Annotated in this window: 18 protein-coding genes; 4 read left to right on the top strand and 14 right to left on the bottom strand. The window is 42.6% G+C overall.

Annotated elements, in window-relative coordinates; translation table 11 throughout:
- The coding region (locus AB5N96_RS06165; protein WP_499704954.1) for a transposase at positions 1-795 on the top strand (795 nt) is incomplete at its 5' end.
- 101 nt (positions 796-896) lie between these two features.
- On the opposite strand, the gene AB5N96_RS06160 is transcribed toward AB5N96_RS06165, so the two are convergent.
- Together AB5N96_RS06160 and AB5N96_RS06155 are read right to left on the bottom strand one after the other, a co-directional pair.
- On the bottom strand, positions 897-2,204 hold the full coding sequence (locus AB5N96_RS06160; RefSeq protein ID WP_204590298.1) for a DRTGG domain-containing protein: 1,308 nt from the start codon (positions 2,202-2,204) through the stop codon (positions 897-899).
- 48 nt (positions 2,205-2,252) lie between these two features.
- Positions 2,253-2,930 (bottom strand): metal-dependent hydrolase, encoded by a 678-nt coding sequence (locus AB5N96_RS06155; RefSeq protein WP_499704953.1) that lies wholly within the window; start codon positions 2,928-2,930, stop codon positions 2,253-2,255.
- Between the two features lie 95 nt (positions 2,931-3,025).
- Here AB5N96_RS06155 and AB5N96_RS06150 point away from each other — a divergent pair, with 95 nt between their 5' ends.
- Positions 3,026-4,111: a M24 family metallopeptidase gene (locus AB5N96_RS06150; RefSeq protein WP_499704952.1), complete on the top strand. Its 1,086-nt coding sequence runs from the start codon at positions 3,026-3,028 to the stop codon at positions 4,109-4,111.
- Positions 4,112-4,362: 251 nt separating this feature from the next.
- On the opposite strand, the gene AB5N96_RS06145 is transcribed toward AB5N96_RS06150, so the two are convergent.
- From AB5N96_RS06145 to ald, 3 genes are read right to left on the bottom strand one after another with little or no spacing between them, the layout of a single operon-like run.
- On the bottom strand, positions 4,363-4,683 hold the full coding sequence (locus AB5N96_RS06145) for a fluoride efflux transporter FluC (RefSeq protein WP_499704951.1): 321 nt from the start codon (positions 4,681-4,683) through the stop codon (positions 4,363-4,365).
- Entirely contained in the window at positions 4,680-5,036 is a 357-nt protein-coding gene (locus AB5N96_RS06140; protein ID WP_499704950.1) for a FluC/FEX family fluoride channel, read from the bottom strand. The genes AB5N96_RS06145 and AB5N96_RS06140 overlap by 4 nt, the downstream gene beginning before the upstream one ends.
- Before the next feature lie 57 nt (positions 5,037-5,093).
- Entirely contained in the window at positions 5,094-6,215 is a 1,122-nt protein-coding gene (ald, locus tag AB5N96_RS06135; RefSeq protein WP_392454057.1) for an alanine dehydrogenase, read from the bottom strand.
- Between the two features lie 168 nt (positions 6,216-6,383).
- Between ald and AB5N96_RS06130 the strand changes: the two genes are divergently transcribed.
- The gene (locus tag AB5N96_RS06130) at positions 6,384-6,845 is read left to right on the top strand and encodes a universal stress protein (protein ID WP_204590461.1); all 462 of its coding nucleotides are present in this window, start codon (positions 6,384-6,386) and stop codon (positions 6,843-6,845) included.
- Positions 6,846-7,064: 219 nt separating this feature from the next.
- Here AB5N96_RS06130 and AB5N96_RS06125 read toward each other — a convergent pair whose 3' ends face one another.
- From AB5N96_RS06125 to sppA, 5 genes are read right to left on the bottom strand one after another with little or no spacing between them, the layout of a single operon-like run.
- A complete protein-coding gene (locus tag AB5N96_RS06125) occupies positions 7,065-8,258 on the bottom strand; it encodes an acetate kinase (RefSeq protein WP_204590462.1) in 1,194 nt (397 codons plus the stop codon).
- 32 nt (positions 8,259-8,290) lie between these two features.
- A complete protein-coding gene (locus tag AB5N96_RS06120; RefSeq protein WP_499704949.1) occupies positions 8,291-9,205 on the bottom strand; it encodes a class I SAM-dependent methyltransferase in 915 nt (304 codons plus the stop codon).
- Positions 9,206-9,262: 57 nt separating this feature from the next.
- A complete protein-coding gene (tpx, locus tag AB5N96_RS06115) occupies positions 9,263-9,772 on the bottom strand; it encodes a thiol peroxidase (RefSeq protein WP_204590464.1) in 510 nt (169 codons plus the stop codon).
- Between the two features lie 35 nt (positions 9,773-9,807).
- Entirely contained in the window at positions 9,808-10,317 is a 510-nt protein-coding gene (locus AB5N96_RS06110; protein ID WP_204590465.1) for an RDD family protein, read from the bottom strand.
- Positions 10,318-10,328: 11 nt separating this feature from the next.
- The gene (sppA, locus tag AB5N96_RS06105) at positions 10,329-11,342 is read right to left on the bottom strand and encodes a signal peptide peptidase SppA (RefSeq protein WP_204590466.1); all 1,014 of its coding nucleotides are present in this window, start codon (positions 11,340-11,342) and stop codon (positions 10,329-10,331) included.
- A gap of 108 nt (positions 11,343-11,450) precedes the next feature.
- Here sppA and AB5N96_RS06100 point away from each other — a divergent pair, with 108 nt between their 5' ends.
- Positions 11,451-12,257 carry an NAD kinase gene (locus AB5N96_RS06100; RefSeq protein ID WP_499704948.1) on the top strand — a complete coding sequence of 269 codons (807 nt, stop codon included), beginning with the start codon at positions 11,451-11,453 and terminating at the stop codon, positions 12,255-12,257.
- Here the strand turns inward: AB5N96_RS06100 and rarD are convergent.
- The 4 genes from rarD to AB5N96_RS06080 form a co-directional block, all read right to left on the bottom strand.
- Entirely contained in the window at positions 12,252-13,145 is an 894-nt protein-coding gene (gene rarD, locus AB5N96_RS06095; protein WP_499704947.1) for an EamA family transporter RarD, read from the bottom strand. The genes AB5N96_RS06100 and rarD overlap by 6 nt on opposite strands.
- A 934-nt stretch (positions 13,146-14,079) precedes the next feature.
- Positions 14,080-14,283 (bottom strand): alpha/beta-type small acid-soluble spore protein, encoded by a 204-nt coding sequence (locus tag AB5N96_RS06090; RefSeq protein WP_499704946.1) that lies wholly within the window; start codon positions 14,281-14,283, stop codon positions 14,080-14,082.
- A gap of 79 nt (positions 14,284-14,362) precedes the next feature.
- Entirely contained in the window at positions 14,363-15,568 is a 1,206-nt protein-coding gene (gene thiI / locus AB5N96_RS06085) for a tRNA uracil 4-sulfurtransferase ThiI (protein ID WP_499704945.1), read from the bottom strand.
- The gene (locus AB5N96_RS06080; protein ID WP_499704944.1) at positions 15,565-16,707 is read right to left on the bottom strand and encodes a cysteine desulfurase family protein; all 1,143 of its coding nucleotides are present in this window, start codon (positions 16,705-16,707) and stop codon (positions 15,565-15,567) included. Before AB5N96_RS06080 ends, thiI begins: the two co-directional genes overlap by 4 nt.
- Between the last annotated feature and the right edge of the window lie 34 nt (positions 16,708-16,741).

Below are 16,741 nucleotides of genomic sequence, written 5' to 3'. Positions count from 1 at the left end.
GGTGAGCGAAACAGTTATTCCAAGACGGACAAGGACGCCACATTCATGCGGATGAAAGATGACTATATGAGGAACGGGCAATTGAAACCTGGCTACAACCTACAGATCGCAACAGAGAATCAGTACACTCTCGCTTACGCAGTATTCCCAAATCCCAGTGACTCGAAGACGATGATCCCTTTCCTAGACAAGATCGAAGAAGAGTTCTTCGAACTCCCTGAACATATCGTGGCCGATGCGGGATATGGCAGCGAGCCGAACTACAACGACATCTTAGTGAAACGCCAAAAGACACCACTCATCACCTATGGTCAGTATCTTCGAGAACAGAAGAGATCGTATAAAAACAACCCATTCCAGACAGCGAACTGGACCTATGACGAATCAACCGATTCTTATGAATGTCCAAACTCTAAACGACTCAACTTCTCCCATATGAGCGTCCGCAGAGACAAGACAGGCTTCGAACGCCATTTCAAAGTATATCGAGCAGAAGACTGTGGTGGTTGTCCATTCCGGTCGCAGTGTACAAGGGCATACGAGGGAACGAATCGCACGATGTCTGTAAATGTCACCTGGGAAGAGCAAAAAGAATATGTAAGAACAAAGCTTTCAGATGAAGAAACCGGTTCTATCTATCGTCGTCGCAAGACGGACGTGGAACCAGTTTTTGGATTCTTGAAGGCTAATTTGGGTTTCACTCGCGCCTCTGTCCGCACCCGACCGAAGGTCGAAAACGACATAGGGTTAGCGCTCATGGCGGTGAACCTAAGAAAATATGCGGTCAGAGTGTAAGAACTCTGACCGCATATTTGAAATTATCCATAAAAAATGGTCATCACTCAATCGCGATGACCATTTTTTATATTATTGGCCGAGTTTTGTCCCAGCCTCTTTTAATGGTCGAATATTTGATACGTAATAAGAGCTTTCCCTACAAGTTGTTTATCGTTATATGCCTCAACATCCACTTTCGCCATACGACGAGTAAAATCGAGAACTTTCGGATACAATTTGATATTCGCTTCTAGTGGAACCGGCTTGGTATGGTAAATCGTAATATTTTCAACAACACTTTCGATGCGCTTTTTCGTGCGCAATGCTTGAGATCCTGCTTCTGCCAAAACAGTAGTAAAAGCTCCATAGGACAAGGTTCCAAAATGATTCGTCATTTGAGGTGTCACCGTAAAAGCTGTTCCTGATTTTTCATCAGTTGCAGGCGTCATTTGAGACTTGATCAAATCATCAATCGTCTCTCCGTTTTGTGGCTGGCGTGAAGATGCTTGCAATGCTTTTAAAACATCTTGCCTACTGATGATACCTTTTAGTCGGTTCGAGTCATCAACGACCGGAAGAAGGTCAATACTCTCCCACACCATTCTGTGGCTCGCTGCTGCAACACTCGTCGTCAATGTGATAACAATCGGGTTTTTCGTCATCACCTTGTCGATTGTATCCATACTTTGTGCGTCCATTACATCTCGTGCCGTTACGACTCCTACAACTACATCTTTTGAATCAAGAACTGGATACCCTCCGTGGCTTGTTGTGCTGTTCAGTTCACGATATTTCTCAACCGTATCTGTGACATGCAGATATGCAGTCTGTTCTTTTGGTATAAAGATGTCTTCTATTAATAGCACATCTTTTTTGATCAATTGATCATCAATTGCGCGGTTAATCATTGTTGCTACAGTGAATGTATCGTAGCTTGTTGAAATTAAAGGCAGTTCTAGCTCGTCGGCTAAGCGTTTAGACGATTCCGGCACGTCAAATCCTCCGGTTACTAGCACAGCCGCTCCAGCTTTGAGCGCATGTTCATGAACTTTGTAGCGATTTCCGACAATCAACAAGTTTCCAGGATCCACATAGCGCATCATGTCATCGACTTGCATGGCACCGATCACAAATTTACTTAATGACTTATGTAAACCTGATTTCCCGCCAAATACTATTCCATCTACAATGTTCACAACTTCTGCGAAAGTTAAACGCTCGAAGTTTTCTTTGCGTTTCACTTCAATACGAATTGTCCCCACGCGTTCAATCGTTGAGACGAGTCTACGATTCTCCGCTTCTTTTATAGCGCGGTAAGCAGTTCCTTCACTAACTGTTAAATCCTTTGCAATTTGCCGAACCGAGATTTTATCTCCAATAGGTAACGACTCGATGTAACTCAAAATTTGCTCGTGCTTTGTTGCCACTGTCTTTCACGTCCTGTCTGATTGGTGCTCTTATCTTACCACAGTCTACTAAAAACGAACCTCTTCCCCGGCTTTAAGAATTTGAACATCAGCACTGTGTACAAGAGATTTGAAATGTTCAGGGTCTTGTTCGATTGGTGGAAAAGTATTGTAGTGCATAGGCACAACGATCTTTGGTTCAATAAATTCCACCGCGCGTGCAGCATCACGAGGTCCCATCGTAAAGTTATCACCAATTGGTAAGAAAGCAAGATCAATGCCGTGCTCCCCGATTAATTTCATGTCACTAAACAACCCTGTGTCTCCAGCATGGTAAATCGTTTTACCTTCAATCTTCAAGAGTAATCCCGCTGGCATACCGGTATAGTGTACTGTCCCCTCATTGTCTGTATAAGAAGAACTGTGGAAGGCTTGTGTAAACTTTACAGTTCCAAAATCAAACTCTCGGCTCCCGCCAATTCCCATGCCATGTGTGTCTGCACCTTGAGTAGCTAAATAATCCGCCAGTTCAAATGTTGCAATAACAAGTGCACCATGGTCTTTGGCCAGATGAATTGTATCGCCAACATGATCATTATGGCCATGAGTTAAGAGAATATGTGTAGGTTTTTCATTCTTCGCTTGCAAATCTGTCTGTCCGTTCCCCGTAAGAAATGGATCAATTAAAATTGTGTGGTCTCCAGTTTCAATTTTTACAACCGAATGTCCATGGTACGAAATTTTCATAGGAATCACTCCAATAGTCAGATTTTACTGCTAACTTTTATTCTACTATGTTAGGATGGAAAATAGGTAGTCATATACATAGGAGGTCTTTTCACATGCAGAAGATTACAGCTCTACAATATCAATTGAAAGAACATCAGGTCGACGCAGCTTTTATCACACATCCCGATAATGTTTTCTATTTCACAGGGTTTCGTAGCAATCCCCACGAACGATTACTCGGGGTATTCATTCCTGCTGATGGTGAAAGTTTTTTAATTTGCCCTCAAATGGAAGTACCAGATGCAAAAGAATTCTTTAGTGGCCAGTTGATAGGACATGTAGATACTGAAAACGCTTGGGATAAACTTGTCTCATCGTTTACAGTTCCTGTTGCAAAGCTTGCGATTGAGAAAAGCCACATGACGGTTGAACGGATGGAATTTTTAGAAAGTCGCATCCAAGGCGTGACATTCTCTGGTATTGATGACGTCGTGACGGAAATGCGTTTAATCAAAACGGAAGAAGAACTCGTCCATCTTCGTAAGGCAGCAGAACTTGCCGATTATGCGATTGAAGTTGGATGCTCACTGATTGCAGAAGGAAAAACAGAGATGGAAATTTTGTCTGAAGTGGAGACCGCAGTTAAAGCAAAAGGTGCGGATGGCATGTCCTTTAGTACGATGGTACTGAGCGGATTGAAAACAGCATCTCCTCATGGAACGCCCGGTAATCGAAAAATCCAAAAAGGCGACTTCATCCTCTTTGATTTAGGTGTTATCGTGAATGGCTATTGTTCGGATATCACGCGTACCGTAGCATTTGGTGAACCAACGGAAGAACAGCGAACGATTTATGAAACAGTGAAAGAAGCGGAAGAAAAAGCCGTATCACTTGTTAAAGCTGGAGTGCTCGCGAAAGATTTGGATAAAGCAGCACGCGACATTATTACGTTGGCAGGATACGGAGAGTATTTCACACATCGTCTTGGACATGGTCTTGGCATTTCGGTTCACGAATTCCCATCGATTCACGGGGAAAATGATATGGCTTTACGCGAAGGAATGGTCTTCACAATTGAGCCAGGTATTTACCACCCAGAAGTAACGGGTGTGCGAATTGAAGATGACGTTGTGGTTACGGCAGATGGTGTGGAAGTTTTGACGAAGTTTACGAAGGAATTACTAGTTTTAGATGTGTAGAACGGCACTCTAGCTGGCCTCAATCTCTGGCGCTGCGGCAGGCACCAAATAGGAAATGCTGGTAATTGGTGACAGGCACCTATTTTAGATAGAACGCCACTCGTAATTTTGCGGGTGGCGTTTTTATGGTTATTCACCAATTGTGTCGGGAGATTCGCTGGATAAGTGGAAAGATTCGCTGCCTAAGTCGAAAGATTCGATGGCTATTTGCTGACGTTCACCACTTCCTGCTATTATGGAAACTATTTGATTTAAATGATGGTGATGAAATACCCCAAACTTACAGCAATAAGTGTCGAAGCCCATGTGACTAGGCCGTAGCGAAGCGGTCGATCACTTGTAGCTGCTTCTAGCGCAAATGTTGAAACCGTACTCAGTGCGCCGCAAAACCCGACAACAAAAAATGCCAGTCCCTCCCCCGATTGGGTAGAAGGAATGCATATGCCGATAGAAAAAGAAGCAAGGAGATTTGCTAGGAGTGTTCCAAATGGGAAACTTCTATTAAAACGACTGAACGCGTAACGAACACCCGCCCCAAGACCTCCTCCGATTGCAAGAAATACGATAATCATGCCGCTCGCCCCCTCTTTAACACGAAGCGCGCAACAAGCACACTACCATGCAGTGTTAATCCCACATAGACGGCGTACACTAGAAACTCCCCTTGCTGAATCATTTGCAATGCTTCCCAATTAAAAATGGACATCGTTGTAAAACCACCGAGCACACCCGTCATCCAAAATTTCCGCCAATTGTCTTGAAGCATTTCAAAACGAACAAGAGAAATTCGTGCCATCATCGCACTCCCGAGAAGGTTCGCAATCAATGTGGCAATGGGAATCCCGAACAGTCCAAACGGAATACAATACGACAAACCTGCTCGCAACAAAGTGCCAACAGCCCCACCTAGCATGACAAATAGCACTCGAACCCCTCCTTCCAAAAAAGAAAAGCTGATTCACTAAGAATCAGCTCTACATCATTAGATAACTGCAAGTACATCATTTACATCGCGGTACTCAATGCCTTGTGCATCTGCTACTGCTTTATAGACACATACTCCGTTTAATGTATTTAATCCTTTTAATAGAGAAGGATTGTCTAAACATGCTTGCTTGTAGCCTTTGTTTGCGATTTGTAGTGCATAAGGAACTGTTGTATTCGTCAAAGCAATTGTTGACGTACGTGGTACAGCTCCAGGCATATTTGCTACTGCATAGTGAACGACTCCGTGTTTACTATACGTAGGCTCATCATGTGTAGTAATGCGGTCAGATGTTTCAAAAATACCACCTTGGTCGATTGCGATATCAATCACAACAGAACCTGGTGTCATTGACTTAATCATTTCTTCTGATACTAATTTCGGTGCTTTCGCCCCCGGAATTAGAACAGCTCCGATCACTAAATCTGCATTTTTTACAGACTCCGCGATATTGTAAGGATTTGAAATCAATGTATGAACAGTCGCTCCAAACATTTCATCTAATTGACGAAGACGCTCTGGGCTAAGGTCGATAATTGTTACGTTTGCTCCAAGGCCGACTGCCATCTTCGCAGCGTTCGTTCCTGCAATTCCGCCACCGATGATTGTTACATTTGCACGCTCAACGCCTGGAACCCCACCTAAAAGAATCCCTTTTCCGCCGTTGATTTTTTCAAGGTATTGGGCACCTAATTGTGTTGCCATACGACCAGCTACTTCACTCATCGGAGTTAGGAGTGGAAGTGAGTTGTTTGGTAATTGAACCGTCTCATAAGCAATAGCTGTAACATTTTTCTCAAGTAACACTTTTGTTAATTCTGGTTCTGGAGCAAGGTGAAGGTATGTAAACAGAACTTGATCCTTTTGAATCAATTCATATTCAGACGCAACCGGTTCTTTTACTTTCATCACCATTTCTTGTTGCCATGCTTCTTGCGCAGTCGCTACGATATGTGCACCTGCTTTTGTGTAATCTTCATCTGTAAAACTAGAACCAAGTCCAGCACCTGCTTGAATATATACTTCGTGACCGCTTGAAACTAGAGTTACGACTCCAGCTGGTGTCATCGCGACACGGTTTTCATTGTTTTTTACTTCTGTTGGAACGCCAATTTTCATTCGAACTGCCTCCCTTTCTTCAAATCAAATCCATTTTAGCAAATTGTATAAAAAAAAGCTCTAGTTATTTTTTTAGTAGTTTCTTAAATTGTTCACAAATTAAAAAAGGAGATTTGGAAAGTCTTGTCGAAAGGTATAAGTGAATTCAATTATAAGGAGGATTTTCAAATGACACTAACGTACAACGAAATTTTAGTAGCAGTGGATGGTTCAAAAGAAGCGGAGCTTGCCTTTAAGAAATCAGTAGCGATTGCTTCCCGAAACAATGCAACACTTCACCTCGTGAACATTATTGATACACGTTCATTTGCGGCAATTGAAGCGTATGACCGTTCGATTGCAGAACGTGCACAAAATTTTGCAGAAGAGCTACTAGATGGATACAAGAAAGAAGCAGAAAAACATGGTGTGGCGAATGTTCACGTTATGGTTGAGTACGGTTCACCGAAAACGATGATTTCGAAAGATCTTGCGAAGAAAGTGAACGCAGACTTAATCATTGTGGGTGCTACTGGTTTGAATACAGTAGAACGTTTCTTGATCGGTAGTGTTTCTGAAAATATTGTTCGCTCTGCGAAGTGTGACGTATTGGTAGTACGAACAGATTCTCAGTTTGATGATGTAGAATAAGTAAAGTTAAAAAACAGCGCCATCTCTGGAGTAATTTCTAGAGATGGTGCTGTTTTTGGTTGGATAAATAAACTTGAGTTCCATTGCGGGTCTGCTTTCCGAGGGCGCGCGTGAGTCTCCTCGGCGGAAGAACGCGCCTGTGGGGTCTCACGTTCCGCTTTTTGATCCCTCCGGAGTCAGCCCCTCCACTCCACTCAACTTCATTTTAATAAAACTAGTTTAATCTAAATCTGCAACACGCACGGTGTCACGGACAATCATGATTTCTTCGTTTGTAGGGATGACAAGCACTTTAACCGGTGAGTGCGGATAATTGATTGGTGTTTCTTTACCAATCTGCTCGTTCAACTCTGGGTCCATGTAGACACCCATGAACTGAAGACCTTCGAGTACTTTGGCACGAATGATTGAACTGTTTTCTCCAATACCTGCCGTGAAAATAATTGCGTCTACACCATTCAAGCGGGCAGCATACGAGCCAATGTACTTATGAATACGATCCGCGAAAACATCTAGTGCAAGCTGCGCACGGTCATTGCCTTTTTCAGCTTGTTCGACGATATCGCGCAAATCACTAGAGAACCCTGAGACGCCAAGCATCCCAGACTTTTTATTTAATACATCCAGTACTTGCTCCGCACTTTTTCCTGTCTTCTCCATCAAAAATGGAATGAGTGACGGATCGATATTCCCTGAACGCGTTCCCATTGTTACACCAGCAAGTGGTGTGAACCCCATTGATGTATCAATAGATTTTCCATATTGAATCGCCGCAATACTTGCTCCATTCCCGAGGTGACATGAAATAAATCGTGTCGTCTCAATCGGGCGGTTTAATAGTTCAGCCGCTCGCTCTGAAACATATTTATGCGACGTGCCGTGGAAGCCATATTTCCGAATGCCGTAGTTTTCATAATACGAATACGGGATTGAATACAAAAATGAGCTTTCTGGCATTGTTTGATGGAAAGCTGTATCAAATACAGCAACAGCCGGCACATCTGGCAACGCTTTTTTAAAGCTTTGAATGCCTGTAATATTCGCAGGATTATGAAGAGGTGCAAGTTCTGAAAGTTCCACGAGCTTGTCAATAATCTCATCTGTAATCATGACCGAATCACTATACACTTCCCCGCCATGGACGACGCGGTGGCCGATTCCATGAATATCATGTAAGGAAGAAATAGCGCCTGTTTCAATCAAAGCGGCCATCAATAAATCTACAGCTACTTCATGATTAGGGATCAGCTCTTCTTTTTTCACTTTGTTACTGCCAACAGAGACTGTAATGTAGGAATCAGCGAGTCCGATTCGCTCAATCAAACCTTTCGCTACAATTTCTTCGTCTGGAGTGCGAACAAGCTGAAATTTTAAACTAGAGCTTCCTGCATTAATGGCTAAAATATTTTTCATAAGATCTTCCTCTCCACACCATTTCTTTTAGTTTACTTCCACTGACGCACTTTTTCAAAGAACAACTCCATGCCTTTTTTATTGGACAGGGTTGGAACTTGCGCAAGTAAAACATCACGTTTCGGTCGCGTTTTCTCCCTGTCTTTTCGTAGCACGATCAGTGCTTTAGCAGAAGCCTCTGATTTGAAAAGCTCTTTTGGTAGTTGGAAGACAGCCTCTAACTGGCCTACTTTTGAAATGAACGTATGCAGATTTTGTGCTTCTTTAGACGAGAACAAATTGGTTGGTACAAAAAATATCAATGTTCCCCCGTCTTTTGTGTAGTTCATAGATTGTTCAAGAAAGAGGTGATGGGCGTAGGCATGTTGTTCAGACCCACGCAGCTCGAAAGTTTCTGCGTGCTCATCGTCTGGATAATAGCCAACAGGTAAATCACTGACAACAACATCAACAGGATCAAGTAACAATGGACGCAGTGAATCCTGTAAAAACAGCTCAACAGGCTGATAGAGAAGCTCGGCTGTCTGGGAAGCCAGTTGAATGAGTAGTTCGTCAATCTCACTGCCATAAAGGCCAACTTCTTTTCCTTCTAGATGATTCGCGACTGTAAATAACAGATTGCCTGTTCCAATGGCGGGATCAAAAATGCGGACTGAAGATTGTTGTTCGGTTAGTTCTTGTACTAGAAATGCAACGAGCATCCCAAGAGCATCAGGTGTCATCTGGTGATTCGGTTGTGATGATTTGCGCATACCCTTTAATATAGCTAACTGGATGGCACGGCGTTTTTCCTCACGAGATGCCTCGATGCCGGTAAATTCTTCACTTCCAAGTAACCAGCGTTCAAGACCAAAGACAACACCTTCTAAATACGTGCCTTGTCCTGAGTTCTCAATTTGTTCAGCTGCTGTATTGAGTTTTGTAAAATACTGTTCTACTGCGTTCATAGTCTACTCCTTTTCGTAACGTAAAAGATGCCCACTTCGAGGAAGTGGGCACGTCTATTATTTCCCTGCTGCTTCTTTCACAGCTTCAATTGCTTTTTCATAATCCGGGTGGTCTGTTCCTTCAGGCACATACTCGACATATGTGACTGTGTCGTTTGCATCCACAACGAAGATTGAACGTGCTAGTAAGCGAAGTTCCTTCATCGTAACACCGTATGCTTCACCGAACGATAAATCGCGGTGATCAGACAATGTACGCACTGCATCGACTTCGTTTGCTCCACACCAGCGCTTTTGTGCAAATGGAAGGTCGTTTGAAATCGTTAAGATTTCTACATTGTCTCCCATGCTTGCTGCTTCACTGTTGAACTTATTCGTTTGTGTTGAGCAGACGCCTGTATCTAAAGAAGGTACTACACTAATCAAGCGTACTTTTCCTGCTGAATCAGCTAGTGTCACTTCAGATAAATCGTTTGCAAGTACTTTAAAGTCTGGTGCTTTGTCTCCTACTTTTACCTCGTTTGCTGGTAATGTCATAGGATTTCCTTTAAATGTTACTGATGCCATCTATGAACCGCCTCCTTTTTCACTCTGCTATCATCTTACTGTACAGGGTTCGGTTGGTGCAACTGATTCGGTTGTTCCACCGGTTTTGGAAGCTGAAGTTTCGCGTAATCTTCTTCATGTAGGACAATGGTATCTGCAATGAAGTCGTGGATTGCCTGCTTTTTCGGTGTAAATCCGACAATAATGTACGGCAAATTGAACGGAATGACCGACAAAATTCGCCCAACAGTCTCACGGAATAGCACGGTCACAAAGTTTGGTTTTTCATATGTTACGGTAGATACCCGAATTCCCATAATCATTTTTCCAAGCGTTTGTTGCAGGAAGAATGTCATCAATGTGAAGTAGGTATAAAAGATGATTACCGAGACAATCGTAATCGGCGCATACCAGAGCGATTCGTTTAAATCGAGTCCTGTTAAACGAAATATCGGACGCACAACAAGCCAGCCAATACTTGCAACGATCAATAAGTCAAAAAGATACGCCCAAAAACGCGTCCAGAATCCTGCATATTTTGGTCGAAAATCTGTGATTGTTTCCATCAGCGGCCTCCTTACTGCTCACCGTATAAGTACATCATGCGAGGAGCTTGATTGTCTGTGATCAACTTTGAGATTAATTGTGTTTCAATATCTAGACCTAGGAATGAACGGGCTTTGACACCAAATAATGCGCTCAAGCTTTGATCTTGTGTAAATTCGAACACTTCTGCATTTGGAATATCTAAGTCTTCTTTGAGTGCTGCGATGACATCTTCTTCGAATCCATAATCATCTGCAAGGTTCGCTTCAATTGCTTGACGACCATTTAGAATTCGCCCATCTGCGACTGCACGGACCTCTTCTTCTGTCATATTACGTCCTTCTGCAATGATACGGACAAACTCTTCGTACGAATCATTGATCATTTCTTGAAGCATTTCTTCTTCTTCCGGAAGCATTTCACGTGTTGGACTTAAAATATCTTTGTAAGGACCTGTTTTAATTGTCACGAAGTCCACGCCATAACGTTCTGCAAGTTCTCCATAATTGATGCTTTGTAAAATAACACCGAGTGAACCTGTCATCGTTTCGCGCATCACGAAAATCTTATCAGCAGGTGCTGAAATGTAATAGCCGCCTGAAGCTGCCATACCACCCATTGACACATAAATCGGCTTTTCAGTTTCATCTTTAATTTTCATAAGTTCTTTATAGATTTCAGCTGATTCCACCACGCCACCGCCTGGAGAGTCTACAGATAGTACAATTCCTTTTACAGACGGATCATTTTTCGCCTCTTCCAGTTGTGCTAAGAAAAATCCGTGGTTATAGCCAGTTGTTCCTAATAGGCTTGATGCAGATCCCGTGTCTTGAATGACTCCTTCCACACGTAACACTGCGATCCGGTCTGTCACGTCTCCAGGTTCAATGACCGATGTTGTCATTGAATTCATGAGTGTCGCCTCATAATCATCTAACCAAGATGAAAAATCTGTAGAAAAAGCTGCGGATACTGAGTTGACGATGATGGATACAGCGACGAGTAGTGTCGCAATTCCTAGTGCGACCCAACGTTTTACATTCATAGTTGATTCCTCCTTGTTGTCTATTCCTTACTGTTTACGTAAAACATGCAGAAATGTTTCATTCCGTGGTAAATTAAATATAGAAACCTCATGAAAGGGGCGAATAGAGTGAAAAAACGTAACGCTCTTTATATTTATGCCAAAAACGACAAAGCTTCACAACAACTTCGACAAGAATTAGGAACTGCGATTGATGCTCAAGGGTTACAAGTAGTGCTATCTCCTGAGGAAGCGTCGATCATTGTAAGCGTCGGTTCAGACGGAAGCTTCCTTCAAGCTGTGCGGAAAACAGGGTTTCGCCAAGACGTATTATATGCAGGTATCTCCACTTCTGGAACACTTGCGATGTACTGTGATTTTTTATTAGAAGAACTGCACTTCCCGAATATGGCAGATGCGATTATCCAAGACCGCGTCGAAGTGCGTAAATATCCAGTCATCGAAATATCCGTTAACGGAGAACCGCATTTTTATTGTTTAAATGAATTTGCGATTCGTTCAAACATCATGAAGACTATTGCGATGGATGTTAAGATTGACGACATACTTTTAGAAACGTACCGTGGTGACGGAATTGTAGTTTCAACACCTACGGGAAGCTCTTCTTATAATAAATCATTAGGCGGTGCTGTTGTGGATCCTCAGCTTCCATGCTTCCAGGTGACTGAAGTAGCTTCTATGAACAACAATGAATACCGTTCATTAGGTTCGCCATTTATTTTAAGTGGCAATCGCACACTGCGTCTAGAACTTCACGACGATTGGAACGACTATCCGACGATGTCTACAGACAATGAAGCACTCAGTATTCAGCACGTGAACACGATTGACATTCGATTGAGTGAGCGCGTTGTGAAAACGGTGAAATTGAAAGACAATAGCTACTGGGAAAAAGTAAAACGCTCATTTTTATAACGAGCGTTTTATTTGTATAAATTTGGATACCGAAAACAAAACAAGCGCTACCCAGATAAAACTAAAGCCCGTCCATTCCATGTTTGAGAACGGTTCATTGTAAAGAACAACACCGAGCACCAACATGATGGTCGGAGCAATGTATTGAATAAAGCCTGATAAATACAGGGGAATTCGCTTTGTTCCGCTTGCATAGAGTAGCAGCGGTAATGCAGTAGCTACGCCAGAGAACATTAACAAAAGCATTGTAATCGGCTCGCTTTCAACGAATTGAAGAGAGTCTTGCGTGAATAAGTAGGCTAAATAAATGAAGGCAAACGGTAAAACAAAAAATGTTTCAATGGCAAGGCCTGTAATCGCTCCTACTTTTGCTTGTTTTTTAATCAATCCGTAAAATGCAAAACTCCCTGCAAGCACTAGGGAAATCCAAGGCAACTCTCCATATGTATAGGTTAAAATCATAACTCCAGCAGCTGCAATTCCTACGGCTGCTTTTTGTGCGTCACTTAATTTTTCTCCAAGAAAAACGATTCCTAGTAACACAGAAATCAATGGATTGATGTAGTAACCTAGACTGGTCTGCACAAGTTCCCCACTGTTCACAGCGAAGATAAATGTGAACCAGTTCGCCGTCACTAAATAAGATGCAATCATCAAGCTAAAAAATGCTTTTTTGTCTGCCCACAGATTCGTCAAGTCCGTCTTTAGTTTCGGAATATCACGAAGTACAGTGATTAAGAGGACTGTAAATATGAATGACCAGACGATGCGGCTTGCTAAAATTTCATCACTAGAAATGTGCTGTACAGTCTTCCAGTAGATCGGCATGAGTCCCCAAAGAAGGTAGGCTAGAAAAACCTGTGCGATGCCTTTTTGTTCAGTTGTCATGATGAGTACCTCGTATTTATTTTTAGTTTCGAAATAATGGTTTCAGTGTATCACTTCAGTTTGTTGAAGTAAACGACAGAATTTCAGGATTATTTATGGTGGCTCTTTTGTGGTGACAGGTACGTTTTGGGAACTGCTGGTAAACCACAATGTTGTTAAATGGGGATTTTCAATAAATATCGAGGCAAAATGGTGCCTGTCAACGAGTTTAGATTTGACGTGCAATTTTTGAGTTTTAGTGATGCACTTTTGTGATTTGCTGCTGGCATTTGTTTTTTGTGTGCAACTTTCCGCGTTTTGTGTGCAACTTTTGAAATTTAGTGATGCACTTTTGTGATTTGCTGCTGGAAATTGTTTTTTGTGTGCAACTTTTTGCGTTTTGTGTGCAACTTTTGAATTTTAGTGATGCACTTTTCGGATTTGCTGCTGGAAATTGTTTTTTGTGTGCAACTTTCCGCGCTTTGTGTGCAACTTTTGAATTTTAGTGATGCACTTTTGTGATTTGCTGCTGAATTTGCTTGTGGGGGCAACGCTTGGTTGCTATATGCTTTTCTTCATTGCTGAAATGGTGACAGGATCCAAAGAAACTCCCGGAAGTCAGGGCGCTATTTCCCGGGCCGTTGGAGTTTTCACGAGACCCGGCAACGAAGATGAAAGTGCTGTTCTTTCATCTTACGTGGGGAGGCTCGGGGAAACTCCCCCAGGAAATGGCGTCCTGGGTGGAGGGAGTTTCTTGAGTGGCGTTCCCCACATCTAAAATGTAATCGAGTTGCGAACGCCAGAAACACGCTCCGGAATCAGCCGCACTCGCAAAGGCTGAAGAGCGCCTTCACGGGCACGTCTGATTTCTTCGGAGTTTCTTGAGTGGCGTTCTCCACATCTAAAAAATAAAAAAATCCGAACAACTCACAGTGTGAGTCATTCGGATTCTCCGTTAGCTTTGACGACCGTTGTTTAATTGTTGCTCAGCCATCTGAACCAAACGTTTCGTAATTCCGCCACCAACTGAACCATTCGCACGTGAAGTGGCATCTGGACCTAACTGTACGCCAAACTCTTGAGCGGTCTCATACTTCATTTGATCAAGCGCTTGTTTTACACCAGGTACCGCAAGCTTATTTGAGTTGTTGTTTGCCATGTGTGTGTCACCTCCTTGTGCAAATAGAATGAACCGAATTCGCGAATTCATACATTTTGCTACAAGGAAATTTTTTCATTTATAATAACTCGTCAAACTCTGGCTTTTGTTCTTTTTGTGGGAAGCGGAACACTTCACGATTCGCCACTGCTTTTTCGATACGCGCATCGAATGTTTCAAAGCTTTCGTAGAACGTCACTTTTTCAAGTTTTGGTTTTGTTTTCGGTGCACTTGGCACAAAAATGGTACAGCAATCTTCGTATGGTAAAATCGACGTTTCATATGTGCCAATCTGTTCAGCAAGTTGAATAATCGTCGATTTATCTTCTGCAATCAATGGACGTAAAACAGGAGTCGCCGTAACTTCATTGATAGCTGTTAATGATTCCAATGTCTGACTCGCCACTTGACCAAGGCTTTCCCCAGTAACAATTGCAAGAGCTCCAATGTCTGCACGCACTTGATCCGCAATTTTTAACATCATGCGTCGGGTAGTGGTCATTGATACATTTTTTGGAATTTGCTGTTGAATCGCTTCTTGAATTTCAGTAAATGGAATGACATGGAGACGCACAGTCGCACCGAAGTGACTTAACTTTTCGGCTAAGTCCTTCACCTTATCTAATGATCGCTCACTCGTATATGGCGGACTATGAAAATGGATGGCATCCAAACGCACGCCACGTTTTAACATCATATATCCTGCTACTGGACTATCGATTCCACCAGACAACATAAGTAACGAGCGACCATTTGAGCCAACTGGCATTCCACCAGCACCTGCAATAGTTTGTGCAGAGATATACGCTGCATCTTGCAAAATTTCAATTTTAATCGTGTAATCTGGATTTTTCATCTTTGCCGTTAATCCATCAAAATGACGCAGTACTTGACTCGCAACTAGATGCTGAATCTCATTCGTTTCATGCGGGAAGCTCTTATCCGAACGCTTAACTGTTACTTTGCATGTCTTCCCTGCTGTTTCTAATTCCTCTAAAATTGCAATTGCAGTTGCTGCCATTGCATCAATTGTTTTCTCAGTTTTCGCGACGGGACTGAATGATTGAATTCCAAATACTGCTGGAAGTCGAGTTAACAGCTTTTGCATGTCTGCATCTGTATCTGTCATTAAAAACATTCTGTCGCGCTCTGCTTGCAAGCGAAGCGTTGGAATATCCTCAAATGAAAAACGAATATTGTCTCGTAGTCGATTCGTAAATTGACGACGATTACGTCCTTTTGTTGAAAGTTCCCCGTAGCGAACTATAATTCGATCCCAATTCATACTTTTAAATTCCTTTCTAATTGCCGGAGGATTTCGTTCATCACATCTTGAAGCGTCTGAACATCCTGCTCGGTCGTGTCCTTCCCCATACTAATCCGAATCACACCATCAATCAACTCTTTTGAAAGTCCAATGGCTTCGAGCACATGACTTCTTGTCGTTTTTTTCGATGAACATGCACTGCTTGTTGAAACATAAATCCCCTTCTTTTCTAGTGCATTGACAAGTACTTCTCCCGTCACGCCTTTCACTGCAATCGTTACAATATGTGGGGCAGAACTGGCAGGTGTCAAAACAGTGACAAATGGGTGGTCATGAAAAAAAGTCACCAGAGACGCTTTTAACCTTGCTAAATGGGTGGAAGTTTGTTCTAAAGATTCCACAGCTATACGAAAAGCTTTAGCAGTCGAGACAGCTTGTGCGACAGCAGTAGTGCCGCTTCTTAAGCCGAACTCTTGTCCACCTCCATGAATGAGTGGTTCTAAATGGATGTTTGAATGACATGCCACTATGCCAGTACCTTTTATCCCGTGAAATTTATGCGCGGATAGTGTGATCCAATCTACCGGAAGACTATCAAAATCTACAACTACCTTTCCAACGCTTTGTACGGCATCTACATGAAACACTGCTCGAGAACGTGCTCGTGCCACTTTCACTAAATCACGAATAGGCTGTAATGTGCCCAATTCATTGTTTATATGTTGAACAGAGATGACGGACGTATCCTTTCGAATCTTGCGCTCGAGCTCTTCTACAAGCACCATACCGTCAGTGTTCACTTCTAACCATTCCACTTCAAATCCTCTAGTAGATAAATACTTCCCCACTTCTAAAACAGACGGGTGCTCTACTGCGGAAATGAGGATGTGCTTTCCTATAGATTCACGGTCCACAGCCGCTTGTTTCAATACAAAGTTCGCGCCTTCTGTTCCTCCCGAAGTAAATAGAACAGATTTGGAGTCTGTTTTTAAAAGACTGGAAATTTGCGTTCGGGCTGATTCCAATAATTTGTTTGCCTTTTCTCCACCTTCATGAATAGAAGATGGATTAAACCAAAATTCTTCATTGACCTTTAGAAATGCAGCTAAAACTTTTGGGTCCGGTTTTGTTGTAGCACTATTATCTAAATAAATCATCGTGTTCCACCTCCATAACAAAAAGCTGCCAAAG

It is taken from the genome of Chryseomicrobium imtechense, assembly GCF_041475995.1.
In the GTDB taxonomy this organism is placed as follows: Bacteria; Bacillota; Bacilli; order Bacillales_A; family Planococcaceae; genus Chryseomicrobium; species Chryseomicrobium aureum.
This window is presented reverse-complemented; position numbering and strand designations above follow the sequence as displayed.